Source organism: Lysinibacillus sp. NPDC058147, assembly GCF_042884205.1.
Lineage (GTDB): Bacteria > Bacillota > Bacilli > Bacillales_A > Planococcaceae > Lysinibacillus.
Genome location: NZ_JBHVUJ010000001.1, coordinates 877,822 through 899,074, shown reverse-complemented (window position 1 = coordinate 899,074; position 21,253 = coordinate 877,822). Strand labels below are relative to the sequence as shown.

Below are 21,253 nucleotides of genomic sequence, written 5' to 3'. Positions count from 1 at the left end.
TCTCTACTTTTCATTCATAATAAACTGCTGAATGGTTGGTAGTAATTCTTTATGAAGTGGTAATGAAGGGTCTGAATATGTTGCTAAATTCTTCGTACGATCTGCTGGAGCATTTTTTAGCACATGATTCATTCCGTCCATATATACAAGCTTTGCATCTGGTTTGCCTTTCTTTAACGCTTCCGCATCCGTTGCAACTACTTGTAAGTCAGTTGTTCCTTGAAGAATTAAAACTCGGCTATTCATTTTTGCTAACTCACTTGCCGGGTTATATTTTAACCATGACATCATATACGGTTGAACGGAAGAACGGAAGAGTGATTGTAAATCTGGAGAAACGTTCTTCACTAGCTCTCCTTTTTTCAAGGTTGCAAGAGCATCTGTTGATTCTTTTAGAAGCTCTGGCGATAATTGACCTTTTAATTGCTCTAACAAAATTTCATCTGCTGGTCTTCCAGCACCTGCTATGGAAACAAAGGAGTCTACATGTGCTTTTTGTGCTGCTAGCAAACCAATCAATGAGCCTTCGCTATGTCCAATTATATGAACACTCGAATACGCTTTATCTGCTAAAAGAGCATTAATCACTTGTACTGCGTCATCTACGTATTGGTCAATCGTGATATCCTCTTCCTTAGTCAAAAGGGATTGATTATCGCCAAGTCCACGTTTATCATAGCGGACAGTAGCAATGCCCTCATTTGCTAACCCTTCCGCAATCATTTTTAAGCTATTATTTTTACCAGCTATTGCTGAATTTCCATCTTTATCAGTTGGTCCAGAGCCTGCTATAATAAGTGCCACTGGAGATGGCTCCTTGCTAGCCTTTTGAAGAGCCACTGTTAACTCACCATCTTTAACAGGAATCTTTAACGTTTCATACGTAATTGGTTGTTCTGCCTGTTCTTTGAATGGTTTTAAGACAAGTGGGAATTTGCCACCATTTTGTTGAAACGTTGCTTCAATTTGCCCATCTTTTAATGTTCCGTTAATTTCAACTGCCGAGCCATTTAAATTGATTGAAACATTCACTTGATCAGCATCGTATTTTATGCTTTTAAATGGATAATTGGATAATCCTTGTGCCGGTACTGATAATGTCCCACTATCTTTCTGCAAATCAACGATAATTGGAAGTGCTCCGTTTGGCGTTTCAATATTCCCTTCCCATTTACCTACTAACTGTTCAGTCATTTTATTGTCCTCCTTTGACTCTTTACCTTTTGTATTGTCTTCCTTTTGAGCGCATGCTGCTAATAATAAAAGTGCACAACATAAAAACAAAAGTTTTTTCATAAAATCTCTCCTTCTATATGATGATGACTAATAAGATTGGCAAAAATATTACAAGTAAAATGATATAACTCCATTTATTCGCTAAATTCACAGTCCAACCAACACCGTATTTCTTTTGTACTAATAGTGAAGGATCATTTTTATTGATGTAAATAATACCCCATTTCCAATATCGATCATCGGCTGCAGCTGTTTCGTTTGTATGTAAATCATCAAAGCGCTCATTACTTTTACTTAACTTCCAAATTAAGAGGGTAAGTCCCCCTAAAGAAACGATCATAAAAACCGCAAAAAGCGGGAAGAAGTAAGGAGCCGTTTGATTTTTTAAAATCACTGACGTGTAATGTAAAACAACAAGAAGAATAGTTATACTATAATTAATTGCTGCGAGATACCAGCTGCCATATTTACGTTGTTTAAGCTCTCTATTTGCTGAAGCTTCTTTCACTTGTGCACTCAACTGTATTTTGGCACTTTTCATACCTATACTGATGATGAAAAAGCTAATCTGTGTCCCTAGTAAAATAAGCGGCAGTACAATAACTGATAGCCATGTTTTTTCAGTCCAACCGTCTACCTCACCTGCTGCATTCCAATGTGTAGCAAATACATCTGGGATGGCATTGTAATTCATATAGGTAAAGGTAATCAATGCTATGGTCATAATAATTGGTAATATAAAAACCGTAGGTGAAAGTACCTCATCTCGATCTCGTAAAGATAAATCCATCACATAAACAGTTTTTACATGCACTTCCCAATTTTCTTGCTTTTTTAATTTTTTTGTTTTTATATGATAAAACATATAAAGTCCTGCTGAAATAAGAAGCATGAGATATAGCAAGATAAAGGATAATAAAACAAATTGCTCTTCTTGAATGAATGTAAATAGAAGTGAAATTTGGCCTAAAAGAAATGCAACTGCTATGCTCCCGACCATCATGCTGTAGTGTTTTTTAAATATTTGTAATTGCTGATGTTGCACATAGGGCTCTGGAATTGAAACACCAAACACTGTTGTTTTTCTCGTTAAATATGGTGTTAAAGTTTCCATTACCCCTACAAAGATAAAAATGCTTAATATAAAAAGCATATTTCCCCTACTTCCATTGTTTTAAAATTCGATGAAACAAACTTGTCATCTGATCTTTTTCGAGACCACGTGCAAAGGCCTCTGCCATAATTGGCTTTAATGCATTTTCTACTTTTTCAACTTCCGTCTCTTCCAGTTCTTTTTTTTGACCACCGATAATGATCGCCTTTGCTTTCTGCTTTAATTCGATCAAACCTTTTTCTTCAAGTTCATGATAGCTCTTACTAACCGTGCTGACATTAATACCTAAATCAGAAGCCATTGAACGAACTGAAGGTAATGTGTCACCATTTTTTAGCTTTCCCTTTGCAATTAACTCAATTAACTGATTCGCTAACTGTTTGTAAAGCTGTAATTCGCTGCTTGGATCTAAATGAATATTCATTTTACCCCTCCTATCTGTATTGCTTATCACCAAACAGAAATCTGTCATACAAAGAGTAATACAGTTTTCTAAAAAAGTCAAATTCTCTCTAAAGTAGCAATTAATCAATTAGGATCTTCCCCTTGAGGTCATTTAATGCAAAATAAAAAAGGACCCAGAAAAATTCTGGATCCCAAGAACACTTATTTCTATTTGATTTGATCTGTATCGGTTCTTGCTTCTTCTTAAGATACAGCAAAACAGAATATCCTCTGCCTCACCGATTCATTAAGATTTTAGAAGCTCACCCTATACAGTTGTGGCGGACTTTCCTGAGATTCCTGGTCTTTGGGTGTTTGACTACTCATTCTACATCCTCCTCATCATATTAGATTAATAAGTGATTCCTCACTTAATATGAACCGCTTCGCAAGTGTTTATTCATGTGAAAAGCATTTTTATCAAAAGTGGATTGTTCAAGAATAAAACTCCGCGAAAATACAGAGTTTTTATTTTAGGTGCCTTCTTTAAAGACTTGTTGCGCAATCGTTAAAGCATTTTGCACACGCGGAAAACCTATATATGGCACTAATTGTAATAATGCTTCCACAATTTCTGTTTGTGTCAAACCTGCATGTAAACCACGCTTAATATGTGTTTTTGTTTGTGGGGCAGCACCTTGAGTTACTACTGCTGTGATGACAACAAGCGCACGTTTTTTTGCATCTAGCCCTGGTCGAGAATACACTTCACCATAGGCAAATTCAATAATCATTTTACGTAAATCCGGTGCTATATCAGCTAGTGCATCTGCCTCAATCATTCTTGCCGCCTCATCCTTTGTCACATACTGTTTAATTGTTTCGTACCCCTTTGTAAAACGCTCATTCATTGATATCCCTCCCTTTAATATTTCTTTACACAAAAACCCCAATTCCGCGTCTCCAGAATTGGGGATTGTCCTTCACCTATGTAAGGGGCTCTTTTTCGTTTCACCCTCTGGCTCTAACGAAAAAGGAAAATGGTTTTTCATAGTGCCTCACTGGACAGCTTTAATGAATATCTATGCAAAAGTCACAAGGACATGCACGCTAAGGAAATAGTTATGCAAAAAAAGCTTTTGCCTTTTTGATTTGGATGTTTACTTGATCAAATCCTGTACCACCTAAAGAATGGCGACGACGAACGGCTGCTTCAGGCGCTAATACATCGTAAATATCCGCTTCGATAAGCTCACTTTCTTTTTTCATGTCTTCAAGCGGTAAATCTAGTAGGTAGATACCCTTTTGAATACATGTGAATACAAGTTTTCCTGTCACTTCATGTGCTTCACGGAAAGGCATGCCTTTTGTAGCTAGATAATCTGCAAGCTCCGTAGCATTGGAGAAGTCAGAGTGTACTGCCTGGTGCAAACGCTCTGTATTGACAGTCATCGTGCGAATCATACCTTCAAAGATTTTTAGAGAACCTAGAATTGTATGGACTGTATCGAACATACCTTCTTTATCTTCCTGCATATCTTTGTTGTATGTTAACGGTGTTCCTTTAAGAACAGTTAATAAGCCCATTAAGTTACCATAAACACGCCCTGTTTTCCCACGAATTAATTCCGCCATATCAGGATTTTTCTTTTGTGGCATAATAGAAGAACCTGTTGAAAAGGCATCATCTAATTCGATAAATTTGAATTCATCTGTCGACCACAATATAATTTCCTCTGCAAAACGAGATAGATGCGCCATTAATAATGATGAATTGCTTAAAAATTCAACGATAAAATCACGGTCACTTACAGCATCCATAGAATTCGCATAAACCTCGCTAAAACCTAAAAGCTCCGCGGATTTTAAGCGGTCGATTGGGAAAGTTGTGCCCGCCATCGCACCTGCACCTAAAGGCAGAATATCGATACGTTTAAGCGACTCCGTAAAGCGTTGTTTATCACGTTCTAACATCCAGAAATAGGCCATTAAATGATGCGCAAATGAGATTGGTTGAGCACGTTGTAAATGTGTATAGCCTGGCGCAATTGTTTCTACATGCTCCTCAGCCTTTTCAAGCAATGTCTTTTGGAATGTCTCAATTAAACCGATTGCTTCCTTCACACGTTTTTTCAAGAAAATATGCATATCCGTTGCTACTTGGTCATTGCGGCTACGTCCTGTGTGGAGCTTACCACCTACGGGGCCAATTAAATCAATGAGCATTTTTTCCAAATTTAAATGAATATCTTCATTGGCAACTGAAAATTCAAGCTCCCCTGCGATTGCTTTCTCTTGTAATTGTGAAAGGCCACCAAGAATTGCCTCCACGTCAGCAGCTGGTAAAATTCTTGTCGTGCCAAGCATTGTAACGTGTGCTACGCTACCTTCAAGATCTTCTAGAACAAGCTGTTGGTCAAATCCAATCGATGCGCCGAACTCGTCCACCCATGCTTCTGCCGATTTTTGGAAACGTCCGCCCCAAAGTTTTGTCATAACAGCTCACCTTTTCCTTAAATTCTTTTTGAAAAAGGTGTAGTACAGCGTTTAATGCTACACTACACCCTGCTGTCAAAAAAGATTATTTTTTATTTACTGAAGAGTTAACCACTGTTGGCAGACCCCATAATTCGATGAAGCCTACTGCTGAAGCATGGTTGAATTGATCTTCTTTAGAATAAGTTGCTAACTTCTCACTATAAAGTGAATTTGGAGATTTACGTCCTTCTACAATTGCATGACCTTTGTAAAGCTTCACGCGCACAGTTCCGTTCACAAATTTTTGTGATTCAGCAAGGAATGACTCTAGTGCAACACGTAATGGAGAGAACCATAAACCATCATAAATTAATTCAGATAATTTTTTCTCAATGACTGGCTTGAAGTGAGCCAACTCTTTTACAAGCGTTAAGTCTTCAAGCTCTTTATGAGCCATTAATAGTACTTTTGCTCCTGGAATTTCATAAACTTCACGAGATTTAATACCAACTAATCGGTTTTCTACGTGATCGATACGACCAACGCCGTGTGCTCCAGCTACTGCATTTAGCTCTTGGATTAAATCAGCAAGCTTCATTTCTTTACCGTTTAACGATACTGGCTTACCAGCAACGAATTCAATTTCTACATATTCCGCTTCATCTGGGGCATTTTCCACAGAAACTGTTAAACCGTAAGCTTCTTCTGGTGGAGATACCCATGGATCTTCCATTACGCCAGCTTCATTCGCACGGCCCCATAAGTTTTGATCGATAGAGAATGGTGAATCTAACGTTGCAGGAATAGGTACATTATGTTTCATTGCATATTCGATTTCCTCATCACGGCTCCAGCCCCACTCACGTACAGGTGCTAACACTTCTAAGTCTGGATTTAACGCTTTGATGGAAACTTCGAAACGAACTTGGTCATTACCTTTACCTGTGCAACCATGAGCTACTGCGTCCGCTCCTACTTGGTTCGCAATCTCTACTAATTTTTTAGAAATTAATGGACGAGAAAGTGCCGATACTAGTGGATATTTTTGCTCATACCAAGTATGAGCTTGTAATGAGATTAATGCATATTCTTCAGCGAATTCATCCTTCGCATCTACCATATATGATTCAATTGCTCCTACTTGAAGAGCTTTATTTTTTACAAACTCAAGGTCCTTACCTTCACCAACGTCAAGACAAACTGCAATAACGTCCCAACCTTGTTCTTTTAACCACGGAATTGCTACAGAAGTATCAAGACCTCCTGAATATGCTAATACTACTTTTTTATTCGCCATGAAAAATGCGCCTCCAATTAATCTATAAGATATGTATGTTTATACATCCACTTAAAAGTTTATACACGAATAGTATCACGTTATAAAAATAAGCGCAAGTGTATTTTTATAAATTTATAGACTTTTATGTTTATTATAAAAAGTGAGTCATTACAATACTTTAAGTCTTTATATCAACTATGAATATTTTCACTCGGATAAACGAATTTTTACTCGCTACATGAATGTATATAATATAAGTTTCAGAAAAGTACCTGGTTCTTTGGCAAAACGAGGGGTTAATTTAAATATGTACATTTTCATGTTCTTTGAATTTATAAACACTATTAAAAAAGAACCCATTGTTTAAAATGAGTTCTCATGTCGACAAAAAGGTAAATATTAATTTATTGTGTATCAATCAATAAACAAAGTTTGAATTGCACCAAGAAAACGAAAACATGATAGTTCCAAAACCCTTTACAAAATGCTATTTGTGGGAATCTAGCGATTTGAAATACTATTAACTTTATGCAAATAAAGAAGATTTAGTCTACGATCTGAGAATACATTATGCAAACAGATTTTGATTGATCTCAAATTGTAAAACTAATATGTTATTATCCTTTAAGCACGTGGTCGGTTATTTTTTTAGCAATCGTTTTTTGACCATCATTATTAACTGTTAATATATCTTGCTTTATTGTAACTAGAACGCCTAAACCACGTAAGAAAAATTCATCTTCTTTTATCGCATGTAACTCAAGTGGCATTGTAGCAGGTAGGAAAATATATAAGCGATTACCCTCTTGTAACGCTATTTCCACTGCATGTTCAGGGTGTTCTTGGAGTTGGTATTTACCTTCATAGCTCTGTAAAATTTCGACTGGTAAATGCACAGCTTTATATTGTTCGGGCTTTTTTGGTAAATGGAATTCATGTGTCGTTACTGCTTTTTCAATCGCTTCACCAATAGCTATTTCATAATCCACCTCTTGCTCTTTACTGCGTAAAAATACAAAGATTGTCTTAGATTGTGGGTAAATTTTAAATGTAGTTGCATACCCAGGCCATCCACCGTTGTGCGATACACATTTCCCCAGTTGTTCATCCTCGTAAATAATCCAGCCCATACCATAAGAAAAAGGTTGCTCTGCTGTAAGAGTTGAGGGAGTAAAGGCTTGCTCAAGTAAAGCTTCATCCCAAAGCTGTGCTTGAATAACAGCACGCCCTAATTTCCATAAGTCCTCTACCGTTGAATAGATTCCGCCATCGCCAGTAATATAATTCAAACAAGTAGTACTTTTCGTTTCTTCAAATTCTGAAGGGTCCACATATTGCCCGGTATACACATCAAACACGTAGCCATGTGCAATTTCATTTTTATATTGTTTAGTAAAAGTAGTTGACGTCACAGTTGTATTCATCATATTTAAAGGTGTAAATATAGCTTCATTCATAAATTCAGTAAAACTTTTATTCGCTACACGCTCGATTATAAGAGCTAACAGGACATAACCTGTATTACAGTATTCCATTCTCTCACCTGCTTTAAAAAGTCGAGGTGGCGCATATTGAATTAATAGCTGCAGAACATCTTCATTTGTGGCAGCTGTTGTTTCATCCCAATTTGAAAACAATGCCATATAATCCGGCAAACCTGATGTATGATGTAATAAGTGGCGCACAGTAATATTTGTGTAAGGTAAATTATCGAACCATTGGCTAATATCATCATCGAATGTTATTTTCTTATCTTGTACTAAAAGTAAAATTCCCAATGATGTAATCGGCTTTGATACAGAAGCTAAGTTAAAACGTTGATGAAGATCCATAGACGTGTGTGTTTCTATCGAAGCTTCACCATAGGCACCTTGCAATAAAACTGTCTCTTCCTGCGCAAGCAAAACTGTACCATTAAATGTATTTTCAAGCTGTTCTTTTACTTTATTCCAATCCATTTGAAATCTCCTCCTCAACAATTTGATATAAGCGTTGGATTAAACTACGCAATTGTTCTAAATCTGCTTCAGGCATTTTGCTATAAATCTTATCAAGAATTAGCTTATTTATTTGTTCATCGCGATGATAATACGCCTCTCCATTTTCAGCCAACATAACAACCACTTCCCTACGATTATTAGGGTTAATATCACGTTTAAGGTAGTTTTCTTTTTCAAGTCTCGCTACTATTTGACTCACCGCACTTGGGGAGATTTCCATAAAGTGCGCAATTTCGCCCATTGTGCACTTTTTATGCTTGTATACAAAATCGATTACCATCGTTTGTTTCATCGATAAATCATCTTTAAATAGAGCTTCTTGAGCCTTCGCTAATTTTACATTCATTTCATAAGAATATTGATTTATGTCATCGACAATTTGTTTTATATTTTTAGTCATCTTAACCAGCCTAAATATTTTAGTTAACTTAAATGTTAATCAACATAAATTATTTTGTCAATAAAATGGGATTAAAAAAACTGTAAACGCACTCGATTTATACTCGAGCATATTTACAGTTTAATTTCTTTCAGCGGGTATTACAGAATCGGAAAGGAGTTCAATAAAGGATGTTAGCCTAAAATCATCGCATTCATGCGATAACGGCTAACTTAACTGCATCGGTGCTGTGTTGCCGCTGCCGCTACGCTTTCGCGCAGATAAAACCCTGTTGCTGTCGCTTCGCATTCGCACAGACAAAGACATGCGCTGCCGCTACGTTAGCACTGCGCTTTCGCACAAAAAACATTTGTTGCTGCCGCTACGTTAGCACTGCGCTTTCGCACAAAAAACATTTGCAGGCCTAAGCACAAAACCGATTCCGGACGCAATTATGTCAAGGCATAATTGATTGCCTATTTTTTATTGAAAAATGATTTACCTAAAAATTCAACGGTTGCAGGTGCCATTGCATACAGCTTGCTTGTTAATCCCATTATCCTTGGTAAATTAACCTCTCGGACAGGGCGTTCAATTGTTTTTACAGTAGCTTGTGCAACTTCTTCAGCTGATAATAAAAATCTCCCTAAAGACTCGCGATAGCCACTTTCATCACTAGCCTTATCTAAAAATGGTGTATCGATTGGACCTGGATGTATCGCAGTGACTTTAACATTATACGGAGCCAGTTCCATACGAAATCCATTCGTAAAACCGACAATTGCATGCTTTGTAGCAGCATAAACACTCGCCTTAGGTGTCGCTACCTTTCCTGCTTGTGAGCCGATGAAGATTAATTGACCTTGCTGACGTTGTATCATAGGTGCTGCTAGACGCTTTGCTAAATACATCGGTACACTGACATTTAGCTCTACCATTTGTCTAACAGCTTCATCTGATAAGTCAGTCGCAATGCCGAATTTACCTACCCCGGCAGATAAAATAGCTACATCAAGAGGCGGTAGCTGTGCGCATACATCATCGATTGTAGCTAAGTTAGTTAAATCTGCTTGGATCACGTTTGCACCAACGCGTTCTAATGCTTTCAATGCCACCGCATTGCGTCCTGTCGCATATACTATATGGCCTTGTGCTACTAATAATTCTGTAATTTTCAGTCCAACACCACTTGTTGCACCTGTCACGAAGATAGTCTTTTTATTCATGCTCATACTTAAAACCTACTTCCTTTGAAATAAATAGATACCTTCTTCCGTTTTTGTAGATGTAATGAAATTGTTGGCCTCTAAGTAATCTAAATAACCGAGCGTTTTAGACAACGTCAGACCAAGCTGACGCTGAAAAATCGCTGGATAAAAGCGCTTCGTTACTTGTACAGCGGTTAATGATTCGTCACCAAATAATTCGCAAACCTTCAAAGATTGCTGATGTTGGCGTTCTAGTCTTTTATTAATTAAATCAGGAATATTCTCTAGCTCAGCACCATGTCCTGTATACATCTTTTTCACAGGTAATCGACGTAAAATTTCTAGCGATTCATTATATTGTAGTAACGATTTAGTACGTCCTAAAGTACGGTCTAGCGGTGGCTCAATTAATGGGTTTGGTGTTATTTTTTCAAGCAATAAATCTCCACCTATTACATGATGCGTTTTTTCATCCCAGTAGATTAAATGGCTTTGTGCGTGTCCTAATGTTTCAATTGCCTTTAATCCTGGATGTCCTGGTACTTCATCCCCATCGTTAAGAATTTGTGTTAATGGTCGTTCCCCTACAAGCTCTATTTCATGGCGAACATGTACACTCGGCTGGATATATTCTTGAGGAACTCCGTGCTCAAATAAGCGCTCACTGTAAAACTGTACATGGTAACGTAAAAAATCTTCGTCATGACGAAGCCATTTATCGTTATAGGCATGCCCTAAAATTTCTGCGTTTGGAAAGGCATCCACCCAACCTGCATGATCTGGATGATGATGGGTTAACACAACCTGTTCAATATCTCGCATGTCAAAGCCCGCAGCTCGAATACCCCATTTTAGAGCATCATAGGCTTCCATTGTTTTTGGACCAACATCAAAAATTGTCAATGCATCGCCTTTTACTACAAATGCATTCACATCTCCTACTTCATAGGGTGTTGGTATTTCTATTTTGTATATAGACAAAAGCTGTTTCCCCCTTTTATGCAAGTGAATACCGATTCATTCTATTTTACAAGTTTTTCTTCTCTTCGTCACCCTCCTGTTGACAGGTTGAAGTATTATTAATATAATTTTGAATAATCTAATTATTAACATGCGTCGATGAAACCAAGTACGTAATTGGTGAAGGTGTCTTAGAGAGTGTTACATTTGCTGAAAGTGACATCACCCGCTCCCATTACAGAACCTACTTCAGAGCAGTTATGAAAACATAACCGTTCCCCTTGCGATAAAAGGGCTATGAGTTGTGCCAATTGGCAAACAAAGGTGGTACCGCGGAAACAACAGCGTTTTCGTCCTTCTTTATAAGGACGAGAGCGCTTTTTTTATCTTCATTCAGCAAATGCTTTCTGTAGCGTCAGCTACAAATGTTTTCTGTAGCGTCAGCTACAAATGTTTTCTGTAGCGAAAGCGAAGCGTCAGCTACAAATGTTTTCTGTAGCGAAAGCGAAACGTCAGCTACGATTACGGCAAGCGAAATTGAATTTGAACTGGAGGTTTTATCATGAAAAAAATACTATTTATTGGTGCAGGCTCGATGGCAGAGGCATTGATTCAGGGCTGGATTAAACAAAAGGTATTTACAGCACAAGAAATTTACGTCACCAATCGCTCAGACAAAGAACGCTTACATTTTTTACACAACACATATGGTGTAAATGGCAATTTTGATGATGATATTTATCAGCATGCTGATTTAATCATTTTAGCTATGAAACCTAAGGATGCGATTGTAGCCATGAATGAGCTAAAGCCTAAAATTACAGAGCAATCAGCCGTTCTTTCTATTTTAGCTGGTATTGCTATTTCCACTATTACAGAACATTTAGGTGCTCGTCCAGTTGCACGCGTTATGCCTAACACTTCTGCCACTATTGGGATGTCAGCAAGTGGGATTGCCTTTAATGATAAAGTGACAGCAGAGCAGCGCTCCATTTTCTTACAGCTTTTAGAGGCGGTTGGTTCAGTTATTGAGGTGGATGAGGATCAATTACATGCTGTAACGGCTCTTTCAGGGAGTGGGCCAGCTTATATTTATTATTTAATGGAGGCTTTTGAACGGGTTGGTACAAAGGTCGGCCTCTCGAAGGATACAGTACGACTATTAATGACGCAAACACTTGCTGGTACTGCGGAAATGTTGAAGCAGTCCGTTGACGAACCTGATGTATTGCGCCGTAAAGTCACAAGTCCTGGTGGTACAACAGAAGCTGGAATTAAGGCTCTTGAACAATATCAATTTAATGAAGCCATTGAAGCATGCATTAAAGAAGCTGAAGCTCGATCTCGATCACTTGCAAATAGTAAATAATGTGTGCAAAATAAAGTGTATCACTAGGGATTAGGGGGCTTTAAATTGGCTAAATTATTTGAACCTTATCAATTACAAAATATTACTTTAAAAAATCGTGTTGTGATGGCACCGATGTGTATGTACTCAGCGCAGGATGATGGGCTTGTTACCCCATTCCACCAAGTTCATTATGCAACGCGAGCTGCTGGTCAAGTTGGCTTAATCATTGTCGAAGCTACAGGTGTCGTACCAGAGGGTCGTATATCTAGTAACGATCTTGGCATTTGGGATGACGCTCATATCGAAGGTTTAAGTCAATTAGTTCAAGGAATGAAAGCATACGGAGCAAAAACCGGGATACAGCTGGCACACGCTGGACGTAAAGCAACTGTAGATGGAGAAATATTTGCGCCATCAGCAATTGCCTTTAGCGATGCTTATAAAACGCCAACTGAAATGACATTAGAAGATATTGAATATGTTGTAGAAGCATTTAAACAAGCCGCTGTTCGTGCAGCTAAAGCAGGCTTTGATGTTCTTGAAATCCACGGAGCACATGGCTATTTAATTAGCGAATTTTTATCACCAGCCACGAATAAACGCAATGACCAATACGGTGGCTCTCAAGAAAATCGTTATCGATTATTACGTCAAGTCATCGATGCTATTCGTAGTGTTTGGGAAGGCCCTTTACTTGTGCGTGTTTCCGCTGAAGACTATGCAGAAGATGGTACAACAATGGATGATTTTATCGTCTTCAGTCGTTGGATGAAATCACAAGGTATCGATTTAGTGGATGTTTCTACAGGTGGTGTCGTGCAAGCACATATTAATGTTTTCCCAGGCTACCAAGTGACTCATGCTGAAGCGATTAAGCATGGTGCTGATCTTCCAACAGGAGCGGTCGGCCTTATTACGACAGCCATTCAAGCAGAAGAAATTTTGCAAAATAATCGTGCTGACTTAATCTTCCTAGCGCGTGTCCTTCTGCGCGAGCCATACTGGCCACTTCATGCTGCCAAGGAATTGGGAGAAGAAATTAAACCTCCAGTGCAATACGTGCGAGGTTGGTAAAAATAACGGTATAGTGGCTCTAAAAAAGAATGCCCGATAAACAGGTAAAACCTCGTATTTTGATCAAACTTTGTTCAAATACGAGGTTTATTTTTATCTCAAAACTGAGGATTTCGGCAATTTTTAATCAATCTTTTTATGACATAATAATCAATCTTTTTTATAAATGATCGGACCTTGTTTTAAATCATTAATCTTTATTTTAAACCAACAATTGTTGTTCTCCATCATAACTTTTTATACACCTCTGCATAAGAAAATTTCAATTGCTCTCTCAGTTCTTTATTTTCACTCTCCAATTTCCTAACTTTTCTTTTTAGAGATCCAATAAGGGCGTCTTTATTTTTTCATTCTTTTCTCGCTTCACTTGTTTAGGTGTGGATACTTGTGCTTGATGCTGCCTTTAAGTTTCAATTCTTTCACGAATATTTTTTGGTTGTATAGTGTTACTTTCGACACTCCAGCTTCACTAAAAACACTGTTAAAATTAATATTCTCGTTAGCCCGTATTGGCATATCTTTACTACAAAACGATTAAGGTTCAGTATAAAAAAGCAACTTGCACACATTACAAAGGAAAAACCATTGGTTTTAAAGCATATTAGGTATACGATTCCGCAGTTCCAAAAGATTAGGGCAATCGATGTCTCGCAGAGGAAACTGTTGAGATAATGCCACCTCAAGAAGCCTTTTTTGGCATTTTAAAGATGAAACAAATTCCATAAATATGAAACGTTCCAAGATGTAATACGAGAAGTGAAGAGTTATATAATTTACTACAACCATTTTCGAGTGCAATGGGGTTTAAAAAAACTGCCGCCTGCAAAATACAGACAGCAGCTTCTACAAGTGGCCAAGCTTTTTTCAACATGTCCTTTATAAAGGATACACTTTATTTTTGAGATGGCTTCTTTTTAGTATTAAATTATCTTTTGTTGAAAAATTTGTTCCTAATTTACTACTCTATACTTGTTAGCAAGTCATATATGTTTAATTCTTGAACTTCTAGACTAGAGTACGCCCCCTGATTCTCAGTTGTTACAACAGATAAAAGGTAATTATCTCTTATAATTGTTGTAGAATATCCCCAACCTGCGCTATCTAAGTTATCATTAATTGGAATATTAAGCGTATTAGGTTCCAAAATAAAACCAGTTCCTATAGCCTTTAAATATGCTTCTTTCCTTGTCCATATTTGATAAAAGAGCTTTTTCCACATTTCTTTTGGATAAGCTTGTAAAAATAGCATTTCGTCATTACTAAGTACTTGTTTTATTATATCAAGATGAATCTCTTTCATATATTCTACATCTATCCCAACTACTCGATTAGCTAGAGCGCAAGCAACAATCCCTTCTGAATGTGTTAAATTAAAATCTAAGTTGGTAGTTTCTTCTCCTCTCACATTTTTTAAATACAGCTTTCCATATTGTTTTTTTTGAAATGCTATATCTGACAAATCCAGGTTTAAATGTTTACTAATAATATATTTTAACAAAAGACGGCCAATTAGAAATTCCTTTTTTTTAAAATCTACTTTGTAACTTTTATAGGTTGTCTGCTCTTCTAAATCTAAAAATTTTACACAAGAGCTAATGTCCTCTAGCTTTAGACTTTTGGGTATTGAGAGCCAATATACTTTAATCATGTCCATACTGTTCACCAGAATTAAATGTGACTTACATTAGACACTTGTTTAGAATACTTCCTACCCTAGTGGTATTAGTAAGAGGAAACATATGTCCACCGTCAAAGTCATGGAAAGTTGAATTTTCGAAATACTTTCCCCATTCCTTCATTATCTTAGGGGTAGCAAATGAATCGTTCTCTCCACTAAAGATATGGGTAGGTGTTTCAATAGTTCTAGAGCAATCATATACATGACTTTCCACTGCAAAAAAATCATTACGAAAAACTGGCAAAAAATATTCTAATAATTCTTTTTCTTGTAGTATCTCTTGACTAAGGCCACCAAGTGATTCGATGTACTCTAGCAATTCGTCATCATTTAAGTGTGAAACCTTTCTTTTTTTATAATGTGGAGGTGCTATGCCTGAAATAAATATGACTTCAGGATATACTCCTCTCTTCTCTAGCCTTTGGGTTAGTTCATAAACAATTATTCCCCCCATACTGTGACCGAATAATGCAAAGGATTGGTTGCTGAAACGCTCTAATAAAATCTCTTCGTACAGTTCAACTTGCTTAATAATATTATTAATCAATGGAGAAGTATTAGTTCCATGTCCCGGAGGTTCAACGGCAAAAATATCCCAATTAGATTCAATGGCTTGAGAAAGTGGGCGATAAGATGGAGAATATCCTCCAGCAAACGGAAAGCAAATTAGTGTTTTAGTTCCTTGGGTAGCTTTAAGCAATTTTAATGTTTCAATCATTTTATGAAAGGTTCTCCTTTATATCTCTATACCTAATAAATTTATTTACTTGGTCAAATTATAACGTTTAAACATTTTAATTGAATTCAAAGTACTATCGTTTAAGGCAAAAGAGTTAAGCTATCTTCCTCAAGAATAGTTCCAACCCCATTAGACATAGCATCTTTATAATAAAAAGCAGCTATTGCTATATCAAAAATTGCCATTCCCATTGGGTTAAACATAATAGCTTCTTTTAAAGGTAACCTCTCCATCTGATTGTTACAAACTACATCTATAATAGAATAAGTATTCTCCTTTTGTAATCCTCTTGTTTTATACATTAATTCTATATCTGTATTTTCTCTACATACTTCTTCCCATTCATCTACTATTATAGAATTTGTGTAATTTAGTATACTAGGTTGAAAGTCACGTAGAGATACATTCAGTAAAAGAGAGTTTCTCTTTGGTTCTTTGTCTACATATCTACTTGAAGAGACTGTACAAGTAATAAAGATATCGGCATTAGAATAGGCTTCCTCCCATGATTCAGCAATAATTACGCGATCTTTGAGTTCGCCTGGAATTAATTCAGATTTTATACCCCCAATATCATATAGAATAATTTCGGAAATCCTATCCCCTAAAAGTGAATTGATCATGTTTAAGTGTAGTTGACCTATTGGACCAAAACCTATGATTCCTACAGTAATATCTTGAAGAAGTCGTGATTTATCGAAATATTTAATCATTAGTCCCGATACAGAAGCTGTTCTTACACCACTTATCAAAGCGGTGTTAAAGAATGCCAAAGGCTTTCCCGTTTCGGAGTGGTTTAAAATTGTAACAGAATGAGCACGCTTCATACCTTGATGTATATTATTCGGAAAACTTGAGATCCATTTAATACCGGCAAAATTTGTAGTACCACCAATATAGGCTGGCATAGCTATAATTCTATTATTGAAATCATTGTAACGTAAATAAGGTTTAATGGGTTGATCGAAATCTCCTACTTGCAAAGCATGCACTGCTTGCTCAATTACTTCTATTGTTTTGTTCCAGTCAATGCCCAAAGTTTCAATGTCTTGCGTATTTAAGTACAACATTTTTATCCACATCCTTTATATATAGTTGCTCTTATAGCTTTACCATGAAAGACTCTATTATAAATGTTGAAGTTGTATTTTTAACCAATTGACCCACTCCTGATTATAAACTGTATCTGTATATGGCATACCACTATCTGGACAAAGAAAGACTACATTTGGTTTCGTTGAAAAATGAACCTTTTGGAAATATTCTTGAACTGCAAAATATACACTTCCCGATGAGGCTCCTGCAAATATAGAGTGTTTGTTTAATAATTCGTGGCAACCTTCAATTGCTCTAACTTCTTCTACATGTATAACATCATCAATTAATGCATGTTTAAGTATGGAAGGTTTTATACTTGAACCAATTCCCGGTAAATATCTTTTCCTCGGAACATTCTGAAATATCAAGGACCCTTCACTATCAACAGCTATTACTTTAATTTGAGGAAAAGTCTTTTTTAAGCGTTGAGAAATACCAGATATTGTTCCACCAGTGCCTACACCGATAAAGGCATAGTCAAGTCTATTAAAATAATCAGCTAACTCCTTACCTGTACCTTCGTAGTGAGCCAAAAAGTTATCATCATTTTCATATTGGTTAGTCCAATATGAAGTGGAGATTTCCTTACATAACTCCTGGACTTTTTCAAGTCTAGAAATCAAAAACCCCCCAGTCTCATCTCGATTTGTAATCTTTACTACTTGATGTGAAAGTATTCTTAAAATATTTTCATATGCTGGATTTATATTAGAATCAATCACCGGGATAAACCTTATCCCTATTTTTTTACATAATATAGCTAGGGATACTGCTAGGTTACCTGAGGATGATTCAATTACAGTTGATTGCTCAGTAATATCTCCCCTTTCAATAGCAGATTTCAGTATATTATAGGCTGTTCGCGCTTTGATATTATTCATTAAATTATGGTACTCTAACTTAGCAAATAAATTAATGTAATCATTTTCAAGTTTTACAATAGGGGTGTTCCCGATATAAGGTTCTAATTCTTTTAATTTTTTTAGCATGTCTCAAGACACCTTTCTTTATGATTGTAAACGATTAAAATACAAATTTATCAAGAGCAGCAAACGACCCTTGAATAATAATGAAGATGGGTAGTTAAATTTTGAAGCTATAATGGGAAAATAAAAACCATACAATAAAGCTCTCATAGCTAAGTTGTTTGTAGATTTACAAGACCTCTGGTAACGGTATTAATTTCTTTATAGAATGTGTTTTTAAGTCTGTTTATACTAGTATCATCAAAATAATTCCCAGCATAATTGAAGTAAAGAGATAACTGACCATCTTTAATATAGCTTAATATAATAAGCTTATATGGTACTTCTCTGGTTATCGGTTGTTCTAGAAAAGTTGTTTTGACTGGATGCCAATCTGTCCATTCATTTATATCATTGTCTAATACACCATGATAATTTAATAGAATCTCTGGTGTTTGATAGTTGTGAAACGCTTCACGGCTATCTTGATTTTCATCTAAATACCGAAGTATATTAAATGAATTACCTCTATGAGGCATACTATTAAGATGATTTTTTATTAAATTATTGGTTGTACCAAAAGATTCCTCTTCTGTAACTTCCACAACAAAAGGGAAATTATTCACAAAGTAGCCGATTGTTCGACTTAAATCTAAATCAGAATCTAATAAATCTCGTCCATGGCCATTGACGCTGAAGATTACCTTCTCTTTCCTCAGCCATTTAGCTAAAGAACGTGAAACGAACGTAAATAGGATCTCCTTTAAATTTGTTTTATAGAAAGTAGTTAAAGATGTACGCAAACTTCGTGTAACTTCTCTACTTAAAGTAAGACTAACTGTTTTAATGTCTTTATAAGTGTTACTACATGATGATTTATCAACATTTATTCTATATCCACTAATTTCATTTAAAGTATTAGCCCAATATCCCCGAGCACTCGATACTTTTTCTGATTTGATAAAATCCCGGCAATTTTCTACCCATTCTTTGTATGTTGTTCCTTTATCAAAGTTAGGCTCTAATCCTTTTTCTAAAAGCTCGTATGTTTCAATTAAGTCTTGCTGTAATATGCGGTTACTAATGTTATCAGAATAAAGATGAGATACAATCCATAGTACTTTATAAGTGTTGTGTTCCCATCTAATTAATGCAGCTCTGTTCATTAATCCATTTGTAAACTTAGTCTTTTTCGCTAAACTTAATTGTATATCCTTAAAAGCAGTTTTCTTTTCTTCCTCATTTTTATATGCTGTTAAATCGTATTGCTCAAAATTGATCTTTATGTTTTCAGACGGTTTAATTACTTGTATAAATTCATTGTCTTTATTTAGATAGGTAGCACGTAACATGTCATGATGTTTATGGAGTATCTCTATAGTTTTTTGAAGCAAATTAGGATTGATTTGCTTACTTGTTTGTAGACAAATAGGTAAGAAAAAGAATTCCGGATCATATTCTGACATTCCAAACGCCATTTTTTGGATGTGAGAAATCGGAACGTTACCGGACGTGAAAGTATTGGTATTAGAGATTGAATTACTTTGTGTTGAATCTTTTTCACTTTGCTTTAATAACATATTAATATGTTCAGTTAAATCTTTAAATCTCGTATTTTTGAATAAGTCCTTTAGGTGAATAGTTACTTTAAATATTTTCCTAATGCGTGATTGTACTTGAATAAGATGTAATGATTCTCCACCCAGTTGTAAGAAATCGTTATCAAAAGAGACGTTTTCGACTCCAAGTACTTCCCTCCAAATAATCTTTAACCACTCTTCAGTTGTTTTACTATCTACACTAACCGTTGTAATCCTATTAGAATTTTTCTTATCATTGTTATCTGCTTGATTATTTGTTGATCCCCCTTCTCTACTAAACATGGAAGCTTGATCACAATTACTCCAACAAGAAACTAAATCAAAAGAATAGGTTGGGGCATGTACACGTTTACGTGCAAATTGCTTATCGAATTCTCTCCAGTTTACAATTACACCAGTACTCCATATTTTTCCCAAGCTTTCCTGAACAGTTTTCCATGCTGGCTCTTTACGATTCATTGAAGATAATATAATTTGGCTGTCATCCGTAACCATAGATTCTACAAAAGTTTTTAACACTGGATGAGGACCAATTTCTAAAAAGATATCCATTTCTTCTGAGATCAGAGTTTCAATTCCGGAAGCGAAATGAACAGTCTCCCTTAAATGTTTACACCAATAGTCTGCGTCAAGCACTTGATTCATCATAATGTTTCCTGTAAGGTTCGATACTAAAGGTATTTGCAGAGGTGTAAAAGTTATATTATCATTCATATATTTATGATAGGTATCTAAGATTGGTTCCATTAATATGGAATGTGATGCTGTAGATATTGGCAGTAGTTTATTTATTATTCCATCATTTTCTAATTGTTGCTTTAACTCTTCAATTAATGGTCTCTTACCACCGATTACAAATTGTTGAGGACCATTAATTGTTGCGATAGTAAGTTCACTATTATATTGAAGCAAATAGTTATTTATAATCTCTAATGGACTATTTACAGATAGTAATGCACCACTCTCAGTCTTTTCTTCCATTAAATATCCTCGTTTAACTAACATTAGGAGTGCGTCTTTAAGAGATAGGCCACCTGCTATACAAGCTGCCGTGTATTCGCCAAGACTATGACCTATAACATAATCGGGTCTAACTCCCCAAGATATCCAACTTTTTGCTAAAGCATATTCGACTATAAACATAGCTAATGAGCTGATGTTAATATGGTCTAAGTTTGATTTGTAATCAGAATTGAACATGTACTCTGAGAAATGGATTGGATAGTAAGGTTTTAAAATATCAAAACATTCTTCAAATATCTCTCTTATGAAAGGAGAACTTTTATAGAGTTCATATCCCATCCCACTATAGTGTGAACCTTGCCCACTGAAAAGAAATACTATTTTGTGTTTCTTATTCATTTTTTGTCCATAATTAGCATAATACTGGAAATCTGATGTTGAGCTATTACCTAATTGATGACAAATTTCCTTTAATCTCTCCTTATTTTCAGCAACAATTGTGAGACAATGATCAAAAGTTACTCGACCAACGTGAAGTGTAAAAGCTAGATCCCCCAAATTTTGTTTTGGTTCTAAATCTAAATGCCTACCAAGGTTCATTACAGCATTTTGTAGTGCTTTTTGACTTTTAGCAGATAAAGTAAACAGATGATGTGAACGTTCTTCGATCCCAATAGAATTTTTTTGATTCATAAAATCATCCTTAAATGTTTTTTTGTAAACTTTACCATGCCAAAAGATTTTAC

Annotated in this window: 18 protein-coding genes and 1 pseudogene; 3 read left to right on the top strand and 16 right to left on the bottom strand. The window is 36.0% G+C overall.

Features of this window, described 5'->3' with window-relative positions; translation table 11 throughout:
- Window positions 1-3 precede the first annotated feature (3 nt).
- The 10 genes from ACFVT8_RS04260 to ACFVT8_RS04215 form a co-directional block, all read right to left on the bottom strand.
- On the bottom strand, window positions 4-1,296 hold the full coding sequence (locus ACFVT8_RS04260; protein ID WP_387081803.1) for an alpha/beta hydrolase: 1,293 nt from the start codon (window positions 1,294-1,296) through the stop codon (window positions 4-6).
- 13 nt (window positions 1,297-1,309) lie between these two features.
- Entirely contained in the window at window positions 1,310-2,389 is a 1,080-nt protein-coding gene (locus ACFVT8_RS04255; RefSeq protein WP_387081804.1) for a DUF1648 domain-containing protein, read from the bottom strand.
- Window positions 2,390-2,396: 7 nt separating this feature from the next.
- Complete coding sequence (locus ACFVT8_RS04250) at window positions 2,397-2,774, bottom strand: GntR family transcriptional regulator (RefSeq protein WP_387081805.1); 378 nt, start codon at window positions 2,772-2,774, stop codon at window positions 2,397-2,399.
- 493 nt (window positions 2,775-3,267) lie between these two features.
- Entirely contained in the window at window positions 3,268-3,645 is a 378-nt protein-coding gene (locus ACFVT8_RS04245; protein WP_387081806.1) for a carboxymuconolactone decarboxylase family protein, read from the bottom strand.
- A 211-nt stretch (window positions 3,646-3,856) separates the two neighbouring features.
- Window positions 3,857-5,230 (bottom strand): argininosuccinate lyase, encoded by a 1,374-nt coding sequence (gene argH, locus ACFVT8_RS04240; protein WP_387081807.1) that lies wholly within the window; start codon window positions 5,228-5,230, stop codon window positions 3,857-3,859.
- Window positions 5,231-5,315: 85 nt separating this feature from the next.
- Window positions 5,316-6,509 (bottom strand): argininosuccinate synthase, encoded by a 1,194-nt coding sequence (locus ACFVT8_RS04235; protein WP_387081808.1) that lies wholly within the window; start codon window positions 6,507-6,509, stop codon window positions 5,316-5,318.
- Between the two features lie 599 nt (window positions 6,510-7,108).
- Window positions 7,109-8,449, bottom strand: a complete 1,341-nt coding sequence (locus ACFVT8_RS04230; RefSeq protein WP_387081809.1) for a serine hydrolase domain-containing protein — start codon at window positions 8,447-8,449, stop codon at window positions 7,109-7,111.
- A complete protein-coding gene (locus tag ACFVT8_RS04225) occupies window positions 8,436-8,891 on the bottom strand; it encodes a MarR family winged helix-turn-helix transcriptional regulator (RefSeq protein ID WP_387081810.1) in 456 nt (151 codons plus the stop codon). The genes ACFVT8_RS04230 and ACFVT8_RS04225 overlap by 14 nt, the downstream gene beginning before the upstream one ends.
- Window positions 8,892-9,346: 455 nt before the next feature.
- Window positions 9,347-10,102, bottom strand: a complete 756-nt coding sequence (locus ACFVT8_RS04220) for an SDR family NAD(P)-dependent oxidoreductase (RefSeq protein WP_387081811.1) — start codon at window positions 10,100-10,102, stop codon at window positions 9,347-9,349.
- A gap of 9 nt (window positions 10,103-10,111) precedes the next feature.
- A complete protein-coding gene (locus ACFVT8_RS04215) occupies window positions 10,112-11,059 on the bottom strand; it encodes an MBL fold metallo-hydrolase (protein ID WP_387081812.1) in 948 nt (315 codons plus the stop codon).
- A gap of 541 nt (window positions 11,060-11,600) precedes the next feature.
- Between ACFVT8_RS04215 and proC the strand changes: the two genes are divergently transcribed.
- Window positions 11,601-12,407 (top strand): pyrroline-5-carboxylate reductase, encoded by an 807-nt coding sequence (gene proC / locus ACFVT8_RS04210; RefSeq protein ID WP_387081813.1) that lies wholly within the window; start codon window positions 11,601-11,603, stop codon window positions 12,405-12,407.
- Between the two features lie 45 nt (window positions 12,408-12,452).
- The gene (gene namA, locus ACFVT8_RS04205; RefSeq protein ID WP_387081814.1) at window positions 12,453-13,463 is read left to right on the top strand and encodes an NADPH dehydrogenase NamA; all 1,011 of its coding nucleotides are present in this window, start codon (window positions 12,453-12,455) and stop codon (window positions 13,461-13,463) included.
- A 227-nt stretch (window positions 13,464-13,690) separates the two neighbouring features.
- Here the strand turns inward: namA and ACFVT8_RS04200 are convergent.
- A pseudogene (locus ACFVT8_RS04200) lies at window positions 13,691-13,973 on the bottom strand (DUF6262 family protein); the annotation flags it as partial.
- A gap of 246 nt (window positions 13,974-14,219) precedes the next feature.
- On the opposite strand from ACFVT8_RS04200, the gene ACFVT8_RS04195 reads away from it, so the two are divergent.
- On the top strand, window positions 14,220-14,345 hold the full coding sequence (locus tag ACFVT8_RS04195) for an IS3 family transposase (protein WP_387081815.1): 126 nt from the start codon (window positions 14,220-14,222) through the stop codon (window positions 14,343-14,345).
- A gap of 76 nt (window positions 14,346-14,421) precedes the next feature.
- On the opposite strand, the gene ACFVT8_RS04190 is transcribed toward ACFVT8_RS04195, so the two are convergent.
- The 5 genes from ACFVT8_RS04190 to ACFVT8_RS04170 form a co-directional block, all read right to left on the bottom strand.
- Complete coding sequence (locus ACFVT8_RS04190) at window positions 14,422-15,117, bottom strand: 4'-phosphopantetheinyl transferase family protein (RefSeq protein ID WP_387081816.1); 696 nt, start codon at window positions 15,115-15,117, stop codon at window positions 14,422-14,424.
- A gap of 25 nt (window positions 15,118-15,142) precedes the next feature.
- Complete coding sequence (locus ACFVT8_RS04185) at window positions 15,143-15,859, bottom strand: thioesterase II family protein (RefSeq protein ID WP_387081817.1); 717 nt, start codon at window positions 15,857-15,859, stop codon at window positions 15,143-15,145.
- 101 nt (window positions 15,860-15,960) lie between these two features.
- Window positions 15,961-16,950 (bottom strand): 2,3-diaminopropionate biosynthesis protein SbnB, encoded by a 990-nt coding sequence (sbnB, locus tag ACFVT8_RS04180; RefSeq protein ID WP_387081818.1) that lies wholly within the window; start codon window positions 16,948-16,950, stop codon window positions 15,961-15,963.
- A gap of 57 nt (window positions 16,951-17,007) precedes the next feature.
- The gene (sbnA, locus tag ACFVT8_RS04175; protein WP_387081819.1) at window positions 17,008-17,967 is read right to left on the bottom strand and encodes a 2,3-diaminopropionate biosynthesis protein SbnA; all 960 of its coding nucleotides are present in this window, start codon (window positions 17,965-17,967) and stop codon (window positions 17,008-17,010) included.
- A 149-nt stretch (window positions 17,968-18,116) separates the two neighbouring features.
- Complete coding sequence (locus ACFVT8_RS04170; protein WP_387081820.1) at window positions 18,117-21,200, bottom strand: condensation domain-containing protein; 3,084 nt, start codon at window positions 21,198-21,200, stop codon at window positions 18,117-18,119.
- Window positions 21,201-21,253 lie beyond the last annotated feature (53 nt).